The 18,527-nt window shown below is 54.4% G+C and carries 11 protein-coding genes; 5 read left to right on the forward strand and 6 right to left on the reverse strand.

Annotation, left to right across the window (positions count from 1 at the left end):
- The coding region (locus tag RJT48_RS16110) for a DUF1156 domain-containing protein (RefSeq protein WP_311173364.1) at window positions 1-806 on the reverse strand (806 nt) is incomplete at its 3' end.
- 124 nt (window positions 807-930) lie between these two features.
- Window positions 931-2,790, reverse strand: coding sequence for a DUF4143 domain-containing protein (locus tag RJT48_RS16115; RefSeq protein WP_311173365.1), 1,860 nt, complete (start codon window positions 2,788-2,790; stop codon window positions 931-933).
- 118 nt (window positions 2,791-2,908) lie between these two features.
- Here RJT48_RS16115 and RJT48_RS16120 point away from each other — a divergent pair, with 118 nt between their 5' ends.
- Window positions 2,909-4,141 (forward strand): AAA family ATPase, encoded by a 1,233-nt coding sequence (locus RJT48_RS16120; RefSeq protein ID WP_311173366.1) that lies wholly within the window; start codon window positions 2,909-2,911, stop codon window positions 4,139-4,141.
- Window positions 4,134-5,933 carry a hypothetical protein gene (locus RJT48_RS16125; protein ID WP_311173367.1) on the forward strand — a complete coding sequence of 600 codons (1,800 nt, stop codon included), beginning with the start codon at window positions 4,134-4,136 and terminating at the stop codon, window positions 5,931-5,933. Before RJT48_RS16120 ends, RJT48_RS16125 begins: the two co-directional genes overlap by 8 nt.
- Window positions 5,934-5,947: 14 nt before the next feature.
- Here the strand turns inward: RJT48_RS16125 and RJT48_RS16130 are convergent, their stop codons facing one another.
- The 4 genes from RJT48_RS16130 to RJT48_RS16145 form a co-directional block, all read right to left on the reverse strand.
- Complete coding sequence (locus RJT48_RS16130) at window positions 5,948-6,343, reverse strand: DUF8076 family protein (protein WP_311173369.1); 396 nt, start codon at window positions 6,341-6,343, stop codon at window positions 5,948-5,950.
- Window positions 6,344-6,378: 35 nt separating this feature from the next.
- On the reverse strand, window positions 6,379-9,012 hold the full coding sequence (locus RJT48_RS16135; RefSeq protein ID WP_311173370.1) for a DUF1156 domain-containing protein: 2,634 nt from the start codon (window positions 9,010-9,012) through the stop codon (window positions 6,379-6,381).
- 39 nt (window positions 9,013-9,051) lie between these two features.
- The gene (locus tag RJT48_RS16140; protein ID WP_311173371.1) at window positions 9,052-12,288 is read right to left on the reverse strand and encodes a DUF499 family protein; all 3,237 of its coding nucleotides are present in this window, start codon (window positions 12,286-12,288) and stop codon (window positions 9,052-9,054) included.
- Window positions 12,289-12,488: 200 nt separating this feature from the next.
- Window positions 12,489-15,158 (reverse strand): DUF1156 domain-containing protein, encoded by a 2,670-nt coding sequence (locus tag RJT48_RS16145; RefSeq protein ID WP_311173373.1) that lies wholly within the window; start codon window positions 15,156-15,158, stop codon window positions 12,489-12,491.
- A gap of 162 nt (window positions 15,159-15,320) precedes the next feature.
- On the opposite strand from RJT48_RS16145, the gene RJT48_RS16150 reads away from it, so the two are divergent.
- The 3 genes from RJT48_RS16150 to RJT48_RS16160 all read left to right on the forward strand — a co-directional run bounded on the left by RJT48_RS16150 (window position 15,321) and on the right by RJT48_RS16160 (window position 18,458).
- The gene (locus RJT48_RS16150; protein WP_311173374.1) at window positions 15,321-16,580 is read left to right on the forward strand and encodes an HNH endonuclease; all 1,260 of its coding nucleotides are present in this window, start codon (window positions 15,321-15,323) and stop codon (window positions 16,578-16,580) included.
- A 268-nt stretch (window positions 16,581-16,848) separates the two neighbouring features.
- Entirely contained in the window at window positions 16,849-17,484 is a 636-nt protein-coding gene (locus tag RJT48_RS16155) for an IS6 family transposase (RefSeq protein ID WP_311173375.1), read from the forward strand.
- A 56-nt stretch (window positions 17,485-17,540) separates the two neighbouring features.
- On the forward strand, window positions 17,541-18,458 hold the full coding sequence (locus RJT48_RS16160) for a hypothetical protein (RefSeq protein ID WP_311173376.1): 918 nt from the start codon (window positions 17,541-17,543) through the stop codon (window positions 18,456-18,458).
- The last annotated feature ends 69 nt before the right edge of the window (window positions 18,459-18,527 follow it).

Genomic DNA, 18,527 nt, shown 5'->3' on the forward strand with positions numbered 1-18,527 from the left:
TCCCCACATTCGCTTTCACTCTTCCAGTCACTGACGACGGAGACTGCATCGCAGCTCGGGCACAGAACGTGATATCCCGGTTCGTCAGCATACCGTTCCTTGGCAATCCTGTAGTCTTTAAATAGGGGGACAGTGTGGCCACAGGAAACGCAGTCGAGCTCCTTGACCCAGAAGTTGTATACCACTTCAGATTCGTGGTTACCGTTCGGGCACGGCGTTTGATAGTACTGGAGAATTTCGCCGGCTACATCCTCTTTTACCTGTTCAAAGGCTGCTTCAAGTTCCGAGACACTAGTTTGTCCAGCTTCTAATTCTTTTTTAGTGACAAACCATGCTACTGGATTCAGATCCATCCCGACTGTTTCGACCCCAAAGCGTGAGGCTTCCACAAGCGACGTCCCACCACCCATGAAGGGATCCAGGATCTTCTTATTCTTCACCCGAACGTCTTTTGGGTAGAATTCCCAGAGCGATTCGGGATCTTCCATATCCACTTGCTCAATCTTCTTTCTAAGGTCCTCTCGGCTACTGCCGCTTCCGTTGAGTGTTTGGTTCTGCCCGGGTTCGTATACTTCGAAGTCCCCTCCATCCATATCCTCGTTTAAAAGTGAATAGAGTGAAATCGCACGGAAAAGACTCCCCGGGCGGCGCGCCCACCACTTATGCATCGTGTATATTGGTCGATACCACTGCTTCGCTCGACCTTCTTTCTCAGCGATTTCATTTACTCGTTCGATAGGGAATCCACGTTCAATGGGGAGTTCGGTTCGGTCGCCAGATTGGCGGCCTTCCTGTTCCTGAGACATCTTAGATGTATACCCGAAAACAAGAGAGGCACATAAAGGTACTCGAACTCACGTCCACTACACTCGGCTCTGGAGAGTCAGAACCGTATCAATTATGTATTCTGTCTCTCTTTTCTAATCTTAGTTACGTTAGCCTGAGATACGTCCAAAGCGGAACCTGGATGATCGGCTTCGAGCCGTCAGTATTGACCGTAACTCCTTCATCCAACGCTGACCGCGCATTTGTAAGCACAATCCCGAATGCTGGTTCGGCGTCGAACGCAGCCTTGCCGTCACCATTGAGCTCACCCCCGTACTCGTCTTGCTGTACGTATGCTCGCCTCTGCTTGGTGAACGTGTCCGTAACAGGACTGTACATCTGCTCATCGACTCGGTCTCGTTCGGTCTCGTAGGCATCGTTCTCGAGGAACTCCTGTAACGCATCGAAATCAGGTGTATCTCGACTCATCTGGAGTTCGTCGAGAGCTTGGTTGTGAGACCACAGTATCGGAACGGGACTACCGCGTATTTTGGGCACGAAGTCGACTGCACCCTTTGATCCCACCCAGAACTTGACTACTCCACGCTTCGGATCGTGTTGATGGTTGAGGGTGTTCGACAACCGGATCGTGTGATCGAACGCGACTGCCTTCGCTAACGCCTCGTCTAGGCCGGGCTCACGCCGGAGGACGTCATTGAGATCGTTCCGACAGAACGCGTTCGTGATTCCTGGATCCCGCAGGTAAAATCGGAGCTTCCGTGGTCGCTGATTGTCGTATTCCTGTGCTGCCGATAGCAGGTGGAGTCGTGAGAGGGCGCTGAGATACTTATCTCGGAGAGTCCGGCGGTCGACATCGAGCACCTCGGTCAGCTCATCGAAGCGCACGTCCCCGGTCGGGTGTTCGTGAGCAGCGAGGCCACAAAACCGCTCCAAGCCGAGCGCGTCCTTTACCCCTCCGAGGCTCGTCGCTGCATGGAGGAGATCGTCTCTGAAGTCGTCGAGTAGCTCCCGTTGGTGGGCTTCGAGGTCGACATCGTCACGTCCACGAAGCACGTCGACAAATCGCTCCTCGTCAATCGAGATGCCGTCACCGGCGACTCTGAGTGTCAGCATCCCCCCGCTCGTACAGTAATTCGCGATCTCCCGGCGGACCGTCGACGGGTCAGCAATTGCGTCGCTGTTCTGGGCTTCGATCTCGGCTACGAATCGGTCAGCGTCTCCCACATCGACAGCCTCCAGTAACGCCTTTCGAACCGCGCCCTCATCGAACCGCTCGGCCGCTGGTGCGAGTTCGATATCTCGGTATCGCATCTTGAGGAAATCGGCGAAGCCCATGGGATACAGCTCACGCGTCTCGCCGCGGATCCCTTCATTCACTTCTGCAAGGTCGGTCTCCTCAAATCGCTCCCGTACGGCACCTCTCGAAAGCGCCGTGAACACGATCCGGCGGTCATCGTGTTCGGCGATCAAGTCTGTAAGGAGGCGCTCCCAGCGACCGACATCTTGATTCCCGCGTTTGTTTGGTCGCTCAACCGTATGGAGATCATCTAACAGGATGTAGTGCGGGGATGACTGGGAGTGCCGCAAGACGTGCGTCTCGAAGTGATCCACGGCTGCTCGGAGCTGGGCTTCCGGCTGAAGTTGGAAGACCGGATCGTCTCGAAGGGGGATGTACAGCACGCTCGATGGGGATACGAGGTGCTCTTGAGCCTGCTCACGCCTGTCCGCATCTCGAACGAACTTCTCTACGAAATCCGGGTCAATATGCGCGGAGGCCAGTTGCTCGAGAAGGGCGGTTTTTCCAGTCCCGTCAGGGCCGGTTATGGGAATCAACCGCCGTTGCTGCTGATGCAGCTCGTCGTATGTTTGATAGAAGATGTCCTGGAGCGAGGAATAGTCGCCAGTTAGACTCGCCTCTTGACCGCGCTCCCACCACGGATTGTATTCCTCAAGCCGCTGAATGAGGGTGTGCCCAGAAGAGAATGACTCCGAGTCGAATGCCATGGGATCTGTCTCAATTCCACAATTAATCTACATAGGTATGTTTCTTTGTATCCCCCTAGCTCACGTTCTTCCATCTATACACGTTGTTTTATGGTAGCCCCCCGATATTTCCCAATTAATGAGTAGCGGGAAGCCGAGTTTCGAGAACTACGACCGCGAGGAGGCGGAGGAATTCAGCGGTATTATTCGAAATAATGCGACCTACGCCACCGATTTCATCAATCGCACCTCTGACCCGGATGCAGTTCGATATCTGGTAAACGAATTGGAGATCGACGGCCGGCGGTCCGGTAATCGGGAACAGGTCAAGCAGGCAGTCCTAACGTCCACCGTCACACCGTTCGAGGTCAAACAGACCGTCGCCCAACGGAATTACAATCTGGGCGAGACGCTCGTCCCAGACACAGTCAAGAAGAACGCCCTCACCGCCATCAAAGTCGGGAAGCCGATCGTTCTCTACGGGCCGACCGGCACCGGAAAGACCTATTTCGCAAAGCAGCTCGCACTGGAGGCGTGTATCGACTACTCGATCCATACCGCGACGCCAACATGGACACCTGCGGACATCACCGGTAGTATCCAGCCGGAGACGAAAGACGGCGAGATTGAGTATCATCGGCGAGCAGGCTGCGTCTCACAGGGCATCCAGAAGGCAAACGAGTATCAGGACAACTGGGGCGTCATTATCGACGAAATCACCCGGGCAGACATCTCTCAGGTATTCGGGCCACTATACACCGCTATCGAGGACGAAGACCAGGTTATCTTTCGCAATGACGACGGGGATCCGCTCACGCTCAACGACAACGTCAAGATCATCTGTACGATGAATATGTCGGACCGGACAGTGAACGAACTCGACAATGCGATCACTCGTCGCTTCGCGATGATAGAACTCAGTCGCTACGGTGATGAGGAGCGGGCCTCGCTGTTCGACCGCTGGATCGGAGAACTCGGCTCTGATGTAGATATCGACCGCGACAAGCTTCAGGAACTCCTCGAGAGCCACCACCAGGGGATCAACGAGGGGACAACTACCAGCGGTGAGGATGGAATAATGGAGTTCGGGCCGATGCACTACGAGGACGTCACCCAGTTCCTCAAGCACGCCTGTGGAGACGGCGGTCAGTACAGAGGTGAGGAAGATGTCGCAGTCGGGCAGGCCTTCGCCACGTACATTGCGCCTCGTATCCTGAACACAGCGGCACTGCCCCAAATCAATCGCCTCGCGAGTCACTACGAGACGCTCGACAATCAGTTCGAAGCGTTCGACCTTAGCCCCGCTATGGACCTCGCGAACCAGCAGGCGGAGGCTGAGGAACGTGAGATGGGCGTCAGCGCCTATGAGTAACGCAGTCCGCTACGACTACGGTACATCCCTCTGCTCCGTCCAGGAGAATCGAAAGCTCATCATCGAGGACTGCGATCCGGATACGATCAATAACGAACTTCGGGCGGCGAACTTCGTTCGAGAGGGGAGCAAATTTGTCAAGAAGCGACCCCGACTACGGACTCGATCCGGGCGAAATCCCGAGTCTGATGCGCTACAGGTCCTTTCAGTACGCCTCGTGGATGACACACTCCACGTCGAGCCCTCAGACGTCGTCGGCATTGTGAGGCTCGTCCCGGGGATGAGTGTTCAGGTCGAACCCAAGGTCGACTGGGAGCACGTCATCCAGATGCTCCTTACGGTCTACGACATCGACAGGACGCAGTCTCATTACGGAGTACCGCTCGACGAGCTGGTGTCAAGCGGCGTTGAATCCGCTCGCATTATCGCCATCCTGGCGATCAACTACGTTCATGGTGTCCGAACGATCCGCCGCAAGGGATTCATTCGGGATCTCAATATTCGTCGCCGGGACGGGTTCGAAGGACTAGGTTCAATCGACGTCGAGCAGACGCTGATGAATCACGCAACGGGGAACCTGGCTCCGACCTGGATTGAAACACAGGTCGAGTACGCTAACCCTGTGAATTCGGCAGTTCATATGGCTGGAAAGCTGCTCCTCAGGCTACTCCAGCAGGATCAGAACGGCCATCAGCACCCCCGCCAGGATGTGCTCCTCTCCATGGTTCATCAGGAGGTTGAACGAATGGAGGAGCTGGGTATCCAGAGTAGTCAGAAGGAAATCGGAGGATATCGTCGACTCTCTCTCCAGGATCTCCCCCGACAACGTCATTACTACCGTCGAGCGTTCCACACTAGTCAATCGATTCTCTCGTCGACATTGCTCGGACAGGCTGGGGGTGGCCCGGAGGAACTCCTCGTCGACTATGCGCTGAGCATGAATAAACTGTTTCAGGATTACTCCAATCGGGTCCTTAACCGGAAAGTGGAATCCCTACGCCAGATTGACTACCTGGAGCAGCTATCGGAGGTAAAATGTAAGCCTGAGCCGCCGATTTATCCTTTCGCTGGGAACTCTGAAGCTCGCCACCAACCTGATCACCTCCTCACAGACGGAGACCAAACGCTCGCGGTGCTTGACTCCAAGTACTATCAAGCGGGCAAGAATCCAGCTAACGAGTCTGCATCCCGGTCAAGGATGTTCGCGTACGCCTATCTCACGGAGACCGACCGGATGGCTTTCCTCTGCCCCCAGTATCGCAATGTTCGACTTCCCGTACAACACACTGGGGCAGAAATAGAGGTCGTCTCACCTGACGGGGACTTCACTTGCGAGGACTACGAGGAGGTCATCCGAAAGTACATTTTGGAGACGCTCGCGATTACCTATCCTGAACTCCACGTTTTCGAGGCGACTGCCGATGCACACCTCAGCCTCAGTGGTGTCTCAGAGGAAGCCCTCTCGGAGGTTCACGATACGAACGGTCCCTTCAGCATCAGTAATCCCGCTACGTTCGCTGACCGGGTCATCGCGGCGATTGCATTCGCGTCCTACGGACCAAACAAACCGGAACTAGAAAACCAGGGTCAGTGGACGAAGTCCCGAATTAAAGAGGCATGTACAAAGACGGATGAGGAAGACCATCCAAAATACCCACAACACGAGACGACGTGCATCCCAATATACGATCCCGAGGGAAATGACGACCATGGGACTGTGACCCTGCACTTCCTCAGATCGGACCAAGAGGGGACTTCGGTAAGCACGGAAGGGCCATTTCCCCTGATGTGAACCGCTGACGGGTGCTACACGCGAAACGGCGCAACGAGCCACCCTGAATCCCGCTTCTTGATTTTCCGGCCAAAGATTGGCTCCAAGGAGTGGAACTCATCATCGATTTCTACGTCGAACGAGTCACCGGCACCTTGGATATCACCATCGACGACAAACTGAATCGCTGGTAACGGTCGCTGGCTGTTGAGATAATCCATCTCTTGCCGCATCGCAGAAACCAGCTGGTCGCGGAGGTCCTCATCTTCGGTAAGGACTTCTTCGAGACCTGCTACGCAGATTTCGTCGGGGAGATCTCGATTCTCGAGCTTCGTCATGAACTCCTCCACGGGAACTCGATACTCGGCGGAATCTCGCTCACCACTCACGATGATGTTGTACATGCCCGCCACTGCGTCGATATCACTCATGTCATCACGAACGTCTCACAGGAGTGTGAAATACGTTAGTCCCTGAGGATCTGACGGAACGTCTCGTCCCCAGTGATGTCCGCAAGTTCAGATGCTACGTCCATCATTGCTCCTGTGATCTCCAGTTCACGGCTCTCTTCCCTGGGTTTGGTCTCCTCATCAGCAGCATACCGGAGGAGCTGCACCCGTTCAAGAGCAGAAAGTTCGTCGGGGGCTTTCGCTTGGAGGTAAGCCATCCGCTGCTCATCGTGCCACCGCAATAACGTGAAGCCATCTGTGGTGTCGAAAAACGCCCGTTCCTGGAGGTCCTTTGGGCTGACTCCAGTTCCACGACACAAACGGTTCACATCGTTAAACGTGGGCTCTCCCATCGACAGGAGGCTCAGATAGATTTCGTCGGGGGAGACACCATCATCACCAGCGATGATGTCGTACATCCCGGCGACAACGTCAGTCGCGGACATAACGGACCCCTCACGATGGACCTTGCCGTGGTGTTTGGAATATTCTCGGAAACACCGTCCGAGTTTGACGACGCTGATATCGCCTTCGGAGATGGTTTGTCCCTCCTGAATCTCCTCCTCCGTTCGCTGCGCGGTCCTGTACATCTGTCGTCGAAGCGCAGCCCAGCTGATCGGGTCGCGATCCGTCATCGGTCGTGCGACCACGATCACGCTGAAGGAGAGTTCGTCGCCCATTACGAACTCGCTGAGATTGGCTGAGATCGGATACGTCGCAGTCACGTCAAATCCTTCGTCGCACAGAGTCTCGAGGAGCGCCCCCCAGGACTCGATTCCACTGTGCCGATACGTGAACGTGAGTACGCCGTCGTCCTTCAGTACGTCCCGCATCCGGGAGAACGATTGCTTGAGCTCCCTCTCGAAGGTAGCTCCGTCTTTGTCGATAGCCGGGTTCGCGACGATGCTCTCTTCGCGAGGCGTCGTTTCGGGGGTAAAGCAGGAGTATTCATCCGAGAGAAGCAGCCGTTGCCAGACGTAGAAGAAGTCTGAGACCTCCGAATAGACGACGTTGTCGTAGTACGGGGGATCAGTGATGATGGCATCATACTCCGATTCAAGCTCAACGTCTCGGAAATCGCCCTGGTGGAGTGTGTATTCGCCACCGACCGGGTTCTCAAACGAATCCGTCTGTTTGAGTTCTCCATCTTCGAGGTACCGCTCCGTGGGCTGATGGGCGAACTCGACGCCGTTGACAATTTTCTCCCACGTATTCTTGAACGTGCCTCGCCCAGCTCTCGTTCCCCAGACGTTGTTTTCCGCATATTCGACCTGGGGTTGGTAGGAGTTCTGTCTGAAGATCCCCTCTATTTTCGTCCCGGAGATATTGTAGAGGGCGAAGTTATTCTGGAACATCAGAGAGTCGCTGAAAGCGAGGAGGAGATACTCCTTGACGGTCTGGTCTTCGACGTCATCGATGGCAGAGAGCAGCGTCGAAAGACAGTAGAGCTGGCGATCGTTGAACATGTCCGACCACGTCTCGTAGCCGTGGCGGAAGACATCGTTTCCATTGATGCCGGACGCTGCCGTGATCGCACCTTCAGGGATTTCACTCTGAGGGATATACGCATCTAACTCCTCTGCAGAGTGCCACTCCTCGCTAGCGCGATCGAACTGAGTACGATCTTTGTCAGTTGCCGCAGTGAAGCCCTTGAACGTCGCTCGATCCTTGCCTTCGTCCTCACACTCCGTACAGTAGTATTCGATCGCGTAGAGGTCCTCGGCGTATGACTGTCCGTCGGCGATCGCATCGACGATTGGATACTGCAGACCGCACGACGGGCATCCGTAGTTACCGCCTCGAGAGACTGGACCATTCGCCGGGATGTACTCGTAGCCACATTCCGTACAAACGGACTCGGTTTGGTAGTCGTCAGTTAGAAAGACGGATTCACAGTCCGGGCAGTAGACGTTGTATTTGTCATCGTCCTCGTAGCGACCGTTCGCGACGCGGTAATCTTTGAACAGTGGAACCGTCTCGCCACAGGAAGTGCAGTCTAGCTTCCGTACCCAGAGCGCATACACGACGTCAGCAACGTGGTTCTCGTCGTGAGGACAGGTAGTCTCATAGTGAGACTGGAGTTCGTCTGCGACGGTCGCTCGGACATCGTCGAAGGCCTGTTGCAGCTCGTCGGCATCGACCTCGTGAGCTTCAAGGCTCTTTTTTGAAATGAACCACGCGACAGGATTCAAGTCGACACCGGTTACGGCTGCCCCGAATCGGATGGCCTCCATGAGACTCGTTCCACCACCCATGAACGGGTCAAGGACGGTCTTCCCGTCAACGCGAACGTCTTTCGGATACAGCTCCCAGAGCGCGTCGGGCTCGGTGAGACTGACCGACTCGATGAGTTGAGCGAGGTCCTCAGTGGTGGTGTCTTCTGTATCGCCGTCGCCGAAATCGGAAAGGTTCAGATTTTCCTGGTCTGCATTATGGATTTCGACAGCGCTAGGATCGTCAACTAACGAGTACAGCGAGATCGCCCTGAACACGCTCCCGAGCCGTCTAGCCCACCACTTGTGCATCGTGGACAGCGGTCGGTAGTACATCTTAGCGCGGCCCTCGCGGTCAGCAAGGTCGTTCACCTGCTCGATGGGGAACCCCCGCTCGATAGGGAGCGTATCCCGCGAGTTCGCGTCCGGGTCAGACATGATAGCTGGTGGTTCCGTCTTCGTATTTGAAGCTGCGCGTCATTCGAACTGGATGGTGATGTCGATGCTTGTGGCAGACTCAGGGATATTCTCCAGAATGTCGGCGACGATCTCGTGAGATTGCCCGAGTTCGAGTTGCAGATCCGTGTGTGCCTGCTGGAACTCAGCGACCCCTTGGAGACCGCCAGGCACTGCGCCCTCACCATCGGTATTGAATGAAATCGAGCCGTACGAGACGGAGCCAGATTCGTGTGATTCGTTCCACTCCTGGCGCATCTCTGCCGGGCTGTCGCCTTGGTATTCGAAAGTCCAGCCCTCCTCCGGCGGGATGCGGAACCCAGCGCCGGGGAACCAGTCTGCAGGATCCTCTGAGCCAGTCGCGCCGACAACGTAGTGTGGGTCCTCCTTTCCGAGGTTTGCGAGCAGGAAGTGTTTGACCGCCGCCTCGGGCTGTCCCGCAGCGCATTCACTCTGAATCGACTGCACCTGGAAGGTGGCTTCCTCATCGAGGTCGCCAATATAGTTCAGAATCCGGTCGCCGATGTCCTCGGGAACCATCGGCGCGAGGACGACGGACGTGGGGTCACGATCACCGAGGGTGCTGACGTAGTCGCCTCCAGTTTTGAGCTTGTATCCATCCGCCAGGAGCGCACTTACCGCGCTTCGGAATGCAGACTCGGTATCGTCTTGTGGGAGGTAGACCTCAGCGTCATTCCGGATGGTCGTAAGAACCTGACTGGTATCGGCTTCGCCGGCGGCATCAACCGTCTCCTCGATACGGTCACGAATCTCGTTTGCGCCGAGCGTCTCAGCGTCCGAGACGTCTCGGAGCGTCGCGTCAGAGCGAACTTTGTCGAGGATTTCACTGCCGCTGACGAGGACGTAGTGATCCTCGTTTGCCAGCCGCCCGGCAGCCATCTTGACGGCGTCTTCCGGGTCTTGGTCGTGAATCCACACGTCGGTCCGCTGGCGAAGATCGAGTTCGAACGATCCCAGGTCGACTTCCTTCGTTCCGGCGCCGAAGCGCCCCCGAAGTTCGGATTCGACCTCCTCAGTCGACCACTTCTCGACGTCGCTCTCCAGAACGAGCACCGTGTCCTGATTCAGCCCGCGGAGTTCGTCCTTGAACCCGCTACCATCGTGGGCGAGGATCGGCTTGTCTCCGAGCCCGTCCTCGACGGCGTTGACGACCGCCTGCGCGCTCCCCGGGATGGGATACGTCGGGTCCATCAGGAACTGCTCGTAGATATCGTCGATGGTCGTCTCGGAGCGGTTGTCGAGGCGATCGCGGACGATGTCCCAGACGTGACGCTGGAGGTCGAAGGGATCTGCCTCCGCTGCTGCGGCGATGTTGCTGGCGTTCAGGACGGGTTCGGTGGCGACGAAGTTCTCCAGCGACATCTCGGCCGCGTAGTCGAACTCGTTAAGGAGATCGTCGCCGTCGATGATTTCCCCGTAGGCGCTCTCCAAGCGTTCGAGGAGGTCGTCTTCGTACTCATCGTGGAGCTTTGCGATCTCTTCACGAATCTCCTCTGCAAGGTTCTCGTCCGCCTTGCGGATCTCTGCGCCGATGACCTCCTTGGCCTTCCCGAGGAACTTCTCCTGCTGCGAGGTGGGCGAGATGGTCTTGCCGTTCTTGGGCTGGACGAACACGAGCGTGTTCCGCCACTGTCGACCGGCAGGCTGATTCTTGATGATCTCACCAACGCTGTCCGCACCCCAGGGGCCGTTTTTCACGACGGTTTTGATGTTCTGACTATCGGGGACGTTCTCGAGTTCTCCGTCGACGTTGAAGCCGACCGCGTGTGCACCCGAACCGAATAGCGTTTCGACGGTATCGCCGACGAGCTCGATCGCGTCTTCATCGTCGACGTCGCGAGCGGCGTTCTTCACGAGCGAGCGTGGGTTCTCGTCCTCACGGATGACATAGCGGTCGTCGGAACGCCAGAGGTGGTAGACTTCGCCTTGGAGACGTTCGAGGTCGACGATGATGTCGTTGATGCGGTCGCCGGCGTGGTAGGTCCCGATGACGATGTCGGAGGTGGTCGCGCCCTCAGCGAGCCCCGGCGTGAGCGAGTAGATGAGAACAGTGCTGAGGATGGGTCGGCCGTAGGTGATATCGGCGTCGGCGAGGCGTTCCCGGATGTCGTCGTAACACCGGTCAGGCCGGGAGTGTTCGACGTTGATGCGAGTGAGTTCGTCGTTGTACTCGACGGCGTCGACCTCGCCGTGCGTGAGAAGGTCAGTATCTTGGTACTGATCGACGAGTACCTTCGCGAAGAGATACAGCATCCCCCGAGTCGCCCCCGACTCGGTCTCCGCGAAGTAGCGGGTTTTCAGCGAGTCGATGAGGATCGGGTGGAACGGGTAGGTATCGTACATCTCCTCGCGGAGGCCATCCGGAAGGTCGACGTAATCAGTGTCCGCGTAGGCTTCGATGTACTGGTCGACGAGCGTGCGCATCGCCGAGCGGTCGTGGATAGAGTCGACGAGACGATGACGGAGAACGTCCCGAATGTCGACCTGGTTGGACATATTGACCTGCACGCGCTCGGGCTCGCGAGACAGGATATCGTGGACGTCAGACCCCTCACGAAGCACGGAGACGAATGCGAACAGTTCCGTGTTGGGACGGGACGTCGTCTCGAAGAGCGCTTGCAGGAACCCGCGGTTCGCGTCTTTCCGGCGACCGCTGAGCGAGCCGAACCAGTCCTCGAGTTCGTCCATAAAGAACGCGACGGTGCGGTCGCCGACCGCGTCCTGGATGACGTCGATGCTTGGGTAGCCACCTTCCTCGTCGTATTCTTCCTCATCCGGTTCGTAATCCAGCTGTTCGAACAGTGGCTCCCAGAGGTATTCATACTGCTCCTTCTGGAGGGAGACGACGACCGGGAGTGCGTCGTCAGGGAGCGCTTCCCCAAGCCCCTCGATACGGCCATCGGCCCAGTCGCCCACTACGTCGGGCGAGTTGAAGCAATGATACAGCGCGACCATCTGGTGGGACTTCCCGGTCCCGTACGGACCGTACATCTCGTGGAGACGGTTGTTGTCCTCGCCCCGACGGGTGTCTCGGAGTCGCTTCAGGGAGTCCTCCAGCCCACCGGTCAGCAGCGTCCGGTTGAAGAATCGCTCTGCGTCGGATTCCAGCGTATCGGCCTTGCTGTCGACATCGTAGAGGCGGATCTGGCCCTTGATGAGACTATCCCCCTCAGTGAGCTCCGGACTGAGCGTCAGCACGTCGTCGATTGTGGTATCGAGAGTTCCTTCCGCGCTCATGTATACCCGACACGATGGACGACCATCTTATTAAAGTATGTATCATAAAATTCTACTTGATTCTACTATCTCATATTAGGTGAGAAGAAATTGATTATGTAGTTATAAAGAACAAAGTAATGTTTTTTGCTCTACTAAGCCTGAGTATTGGACCTCGATCTAATGAAGCAGCTGACCAAGAAAGGAACTCTACAGAAGATCTATTCGTTGGTGAATTCGTCCCAGTTGGTGTTGTGGACACCAAGCATCTTCAGGTAAGTTTCGTCCCCCGTCGCCTCAGCGAGGCCTTCACAGAGTTCCTGAAGGTCGTCGGAGTTCCAGCGCTTCAGATACTCCTTGGTAGACTTGTCCTCTTCGTAACGATAGCGCAGGAAGTGAGCCTTGTCCAGAACGCTGAGTTCGCTGCTCGCCTCAGAGACCTTGCTTCGGACGTAGGCTTGTCGCTTTTCATCGTTCCAGTCTCCAAGGATAAAGTTGTCACCATCCATACGGAACAGGGCCTTGTCGCGCATCTCTTCCTCGGAAGCCTCACTCCTACGGAGGAGCTTATTGAAGTCGTTGTAGCTGGGCGACGTACTCCGACGGAGTGAGAGGAAGAGGTCCTGCTCGCCGAGCGCGTTGTCCTGGATGATGCCGTAGATCTCTTGCACGGCTTCTTTGGCGGTCATAATGTTGCCTCCGCGACGGACCTCGCCGTGATGCTTCGAATACTCGGAGAAGCAAGCGCCCATTTCGATCACACCGATGTCACCCTCGGCGAGATCACGGTTTTCTTCGAGCTCCGCTTGGATTTCATCTAGCCGGTTCATAATGTCGATACGGAGGCGCCGCCATGAGATTGGTGTCCGTTCTTCTGTCGGACGGGCGACGATGACGATATCGAACGAAACAGACTCACCACCGATAAACTTGTGAAGATCTGAATTTATCGGATAAGTTGCGGTCACCTCGAACTCGTTCTCACATAGCGATTCGAGCAGTTCTCCCCATGACTCTTCATCACTATGATGATAGGTGAAGACAAGCGTCCCGTTGTCTTTTAATGCTCTGTTGATAACCGCCAGAGCTTGCCCCATCTCGTGCTCGAAATCTTCTGCAGTCTTGCCAAGATATGGGTTTGTAACTATTGACTCAACCCTTGGTGTTTTTTCCTTGTCAAAACCAGAATATACATCACCTAGAAGGATTTTCTGCCAGACATAAAAGTAGTCTGCGACCTCTGAATAGATGATATTATCGTAGTATGGCGGATCAGTGATGACCGCATCATATTCATCTTCCTCGGAGAGTTCACGCATATCAGCCATTTGCACCTGCGAATTTGAGCCGATGTTTTGTGCAAATTGAGCGGTCTCCTTTGTTTTTCCATCTACAATATATCGTTCTGTTGGGGAATGAGCATACTCAACTCCCTTTTTGACCATATCCCACATCGCTTTGAAATTCCCGGCCCCGAACTCTGTCCCCCAAGGGTTGTTTTCTATCGGCCTTGCAGGGGGGTCGAACGAGTTTGATTTGAAAATATTAATCCCCTTATTAGTAGATGGCTGGTAGATACTCATCATATTTACATAGTTTAGGGTCTCTGAAAATGCCAACAAAAGATATTCCTTTGCGTCACCCGCTGGTACGTCATCTATCGCTTTCAGCAGGGTCGAAAGAGCGAGAAGTTGACGCTCGTTAAACATATCTGTCCAATTCCGAAGGCCATGCTGAAATACATCGTTCCCACTTATCGATGAAGCAGCAGTAATCGCCCCTTCAGGAATCTCCTCGTCAGGAACGTATTGGTGGAGGTCTGTCCGAGTGTTCCAATCTCGTTTTGCCTGTTCGAAGAGGTTCTTATCTGCTGCGGACGCTTTCTTGTATCCTTTATATTCACTCTTTTCACGCCCTTCTTGATCACAGGTACTACAGTAATATTCGACCGCACATAGACGCATCTCCGCTTTCCCCTGTTCTTTAATAGCGTCAGTAATCGACTCCTTTTGCCCACACTCAGGACAGCTGTAGTATCCACCACGAGTTACATTACCCTCTTTGGGGACGAAACTGTGACTACACTCCGTACACTGGCTTTCCTCCTGCCAGTCATCGACTAGGGTTACGGTTCCGCAATCTGGGCAGATGACGTTGTATTTATCATCGTTCTCGTAGCGTCCAGCAGCGATTCGGTAATCTTTGAACAGAGGGACAGTGAATCCACAGGAAACACAATCTAGCTCTTTCACCCAGAAATTGTACATCACGTCGGCATCGTGATTTCCATTGGGGCAAGGGGTCCGATAATATTCAAGAATCTCCTCAGAGACATCACTCTCTACTTTGGCGAATGCTTTCTCAAGCTCGCTGATATCGGCCTTCCCGGCCTCTAACTGTTTCTTTGTAACAAACCATGCAACAGGATTTAAATCTACACCCTTAGATTCAATTCCGAAACGAGAGGCCTCCACGAGCGAAGTTCCACCACCCATAAACGGGTCCAGGATTTTCTTATTTTTGACCCGGACATCTTTAGAATAGAAGTCCCAAAGTGGTTCGGGATCTTCCATTGAGACATCACTAATGGCGTTGATGAGATCGTTCTTGGTTAGACCGTTAGTACCGAGTGTTTGATTCTCCCCCGGCTCGTATATCTCAATATCGTCAACCTCTGTACTTCCGTCTAAAAGAGAATAGAGTGTGATAGCTCGAAAGAGGCAACCTGGACGCCGTGCCCACCACTTGTGCATCGTGTAAACTGGGCGGTAGTGCTGCTTCGCACGACCTTCTTTTTGCGCGATCTCGTTCACCCGCTCGATCGGGAAGCCACGCTCGATAGGGAGTTCGGAACGAGCCTTCGAGTCCTCGGAATGCTCCTGCTTAGACATTAGTCGACCTTACCGAGTCTTTTTGCAGGAGTCATATAAAAATACGCAACCACTGTCAGACCGTCTCATTCAGAGAATCGGCGTCAAGTATCAGTCCGATCAAGCGCCAGGATTGCTGCCACACACTTATTCCACGCCAGATTATTTACTGAGGTATAACAGATGCCCGGGAAGGAGCTCTCAAAACAGCAACTCCATAAATTACTCATCGAGTCGCTTGATGATGCTGTCAAGAAACACAGTAAGCCGGGTCAAGTTCCACTTGAGTTGCAATTAACGTCTCCACTCCCTTCGAAACTGCGTTTATATCTGTACAATGTATCATCTTTCCGTGAAGGGGATTGCAAAATTAATGTTCGTCTTCCGGATCACCGAGAGGGGAATAAATACGCACCTCCAGACCGTGGCGAGGATTTTTTAGTAGTTTTGGGGGGTTACGATGAGAAGTATGATGTCTTCGCGTTTTGGGACGATACTCTCTACGATGAATATCGGGAAGTCCAACTACTAACGCTGAAGGAGACGACCCTGAAAAGGGGGTCTGTAGAAGGAATTGCAACACAATTTCGGGACGGAGGAAAAGGTGGAGAGACGGTGATCGTGGCCGATAATTCGCATCTCTCAGAAGCGCTTCGAATGCGAGAACGGTTGGTTCAAATCCGAGAGCTACTCAATGACTTTCTTCCCCCAGAGTGGCGTGATAATTCGAAACAAGGACAAATAATAGAACACGTCGTGTATGCATTTCTTGAAAAAACCGATCCCGACCAACCCACGCACGAGCGTCGGGAGTCGGCACAAGAATTCATCGCTGCCGAACAGGCCGTTGAAATTCAGGCCATACAGGAAATGACTGGTAGTCAGTTGTGGAAAGAACCAGGGAAGGAAGGCTATCATCGGGAGTACTTCGATCCGGTCCTAAATGCAATCGAATCTGTCTGGAAAAGTGCAGGCGATCAACTCAAACCAACTCTTGACGACATTTTAGCGGAGACAACTGTCCCAGAATTACTCGATAATCTCGGCACCGACAGCCCAGAACGACGAACCACGGTACAAGACCAAATCCAACGAAATCAACAGCTCGTTGACGCACTCAAGGCGCTCTATGATCATCAATGTCAAGTTTGTAACCGGCGACTTCAACAGAGAAACGGAGACGGTTACTCAGAGGTTCACCACGTTCGACCACTCGGAGACCCGCACACCGGACCTGATAAACAATCAAATATGCTCGTCTTGTGTCCAAATCACCACGCCGATTTTGATAACGGGATGATAATTATTGAGCCAAGCACACACGAAATCACACATCTATATGATGAAAGGTATACTGGTAAACAATTAGAAACTACTGGATGGCACGAACTCGACAACGAGCACTTAGAGTACCACAACACCGAGATATGTGGATTTGGTTAATTCGAGCTGAGTATTAGTAGTTTGAGTATAGATAGACACGTCTACTACCACCATCGCCAAGACAAACAGTTCTCTCTTGACTTCGAACATCCAGACCCGGCTAAAATAGTTTCGTAGATCTTTGGATATGACGAAGACTTGGCAGATAAAGTCTATACGTGCGAAATTGGCGAAGAGTTCTATACATATGAGTCAATCGTGTGGCAGTCCTGCGAGGCACTGTTCAGATAAGATCGAAAAGTGAGGCGGTCGTAGTTCGTTGGTGCCTATGCAAGAACCAGACCTCCTCATCGGATGTAGCGACTTTCCGGAGTTAGAGTTTGTGGAGCGAGAGGCGACACCCGAGTTTGCGATGAAGCTGGGTATCCAACTCCATTTAGCGGGATTATCGCTGTCGGATACCGTCTCAGTCCTTGCAAGCCTGGGTGTCGAGCGATGTCGTTCCACCGTTCACAACTGGATTCAGAAGGCCGATCTACAGCCTACAGAGGGACAGAATCCGAATTACGTTGCGGTTGATGAGACCGTAATTCGAGTGAATATCCAGCGCTACTGGCTGTTTGCGACGGTCGATCCCGACACAAGTCGCCTGCTGCACGTGCGACTCTTCCCGACCAGAACCCAAGCGCTGACCGAGATGTTCCTCACGGAACTCCGCGAAAAACATCTCGTCGACGACGCGATCTTCCTGGTCGATGGCGCACCCTGGCTGCAGGCGGCCTGCCATCGTCACTCGCTCCGATTCCAACATGTCACCCACGGGAATCGGAATGCCGTCGAACGCGTGTTTAAGGAGCTAAAACGCCGAACTGAGGCGTTTGCAAATCACTTCAGACACGCTGATCCGAACATCGCAGAAACGTGGCTGCAAGCATTTGCCGTCTGCTTCAATCAGCTAATCTGAACAATGCCGTCCTGCGAGGGGAGAACTTGTAATAGACTGGTACTGAAATGAAGAGTATGAATCTCCCTCTAGATCCGACGCAAAACGACGCGTCACCACAAGAACTCATTCGAAATCTCCCCTCGCAGGCTGCCCGTCGTCGCGTCCTTCAAGCGGCTGATATCTCCCTCGATGTCGACGACAGGAGCTTCGCCGACACACTCAACGAACTTTCCCAGATCGAACTCCGACGGGCGGCGTCACAGCTCCGCTTTGCAGGAGACCGGACAGTCTACTACTACCAGGTCGACGGTCTGCGCCAGGTTTCACCCGACGGAGCGACCGGCCAAGTCGGAGACGTGGGTTCCCCGGGTGCGTACGGACCCGAAGTCCAGACAGCCATCAGAGACCACGACCGCATCTACGTCGTCTGCAACGTCCCCGACACCGGGTCACAGACGCAACTGACGATCTCGAAGGAAAATCGACCGACGACGATCGCGACGTTCAAACCGAGGACACAGCTCCTCGCCGTTCGAGCTTCTGACGACGGTACCGCAGACGCGTCACTACAGGCTGTGCTGAGTTATCTTGACCTGGATGACGCAACCCGGATTTCCTTCCTCGACACCGGATTCCGTGGACGGTTCGAAGACGTCTGTGTTGATGGATATTCGACGCTTCGGTTGAGAAATACGAACCCACGAGACAGCTCGCGAGAGATCGAGGTCCGGTCAAAGGACCCAGAAGCTGGGAACGTAGCCGACGTTCGTACCGACGCGATCGTCGAGGACCTACTCCGGCGTGGTGACACGGAACTCAACGCGGCAACGGGACTCGTCACCGTCCCGACTGACATCCGCTCGATGGAACACAGCGAACCGCTGCATCCGCGAGTAACAATTGGATTTCCGGATGGATGGGTGGCCTTCGAACAGTTTGTCCCTGAGCAGATCCTGATCGAGTTCGACGATTTGGTGCGAGATTCGCTCTGAGAGGATTCAAGATCAGATCCCTGCTATACACGATAGGACTCAAATTCGAGTCGAATCCCCTTAACGAAG

Origin of the sequence: Halobellus ordinarius (assembly GCF_031823395.1) — an archaeon.
Lineage (GTDB): Archaea > Halobacteriota > Halobacteria > Halobacteriales > Haloferacaceae > Haloquadratum > Haloquadratum ordinarius.

Coding starts and splice junctions, on each gene's coding strand:
- RJT48_RS16145 (WP_311173373.1), bottom strand. CDS start 15,158: ATGTCTAAGCAGGAGCATTCCGAGGACTCGAAGGCTCGTTCCGAACTC.
- RJT48_RS16140 (WP_311173371.1), bottom strand. CDS start 12,288: ATGAGCGCGGAAGGAACTCTCGATACCACAATCGACGACGTGCTGACG.
- RJT48_RS16155 (WP_311173375.1), top strand. CDS start 16,849: ATGCAAGAACCAGACCTCCTCATCGGATGTAGCGACTTTCCGGAGTTA.
- RJT48_RS16120 (WP_311173366.1), top strand. CDS start 2,909: ATGAGTAGCGGGAAGCCGAGTTTCGAGAACTACGACCGCGAGGAGGCG.
- RJT48_RS16135 (WP_311173370.1), bottom strand. CDS start 9,012: ATGTCTGACCCGGACGCGAACTCGCGGGATACGCTCCCTATCGAGCGG.
- RJT48_RS16130 (WP_311173369.1), bottom strand. CDS start 6,343: ATGAGTGATATCGACGCAGTGGCGGGCATGTACAACATCATCGTGAGT.
- RJT48_RS16125 (WP_311173367.1), top strand. CDS start 4,134: ATGAGTAACGCAGTCCGCTACGACTACGGTACATCCCTCTGCTCCGTC.
- RJT48_RS16160 (WP_311173376.1), top strand. CDS start 17,541: ATGAATCTCCCTCTAGATCCGACGCAAAACGACGCGTCACCACAAGAA.
- RJT48_RS16150 (WP_311173374.1), top strand. CDS start 15,321: ATGCCCGGGAAGGAGCTCTCAAAACAGCAACTCCATAAATTACTCATC.
- RJT48_RS16115 (WP_311173365.1), bottom strand. CDS start 2,790: ATGGCATTCGACTCGGAGTCATTCTCTTCTGGGCACACCCTCATTCAG.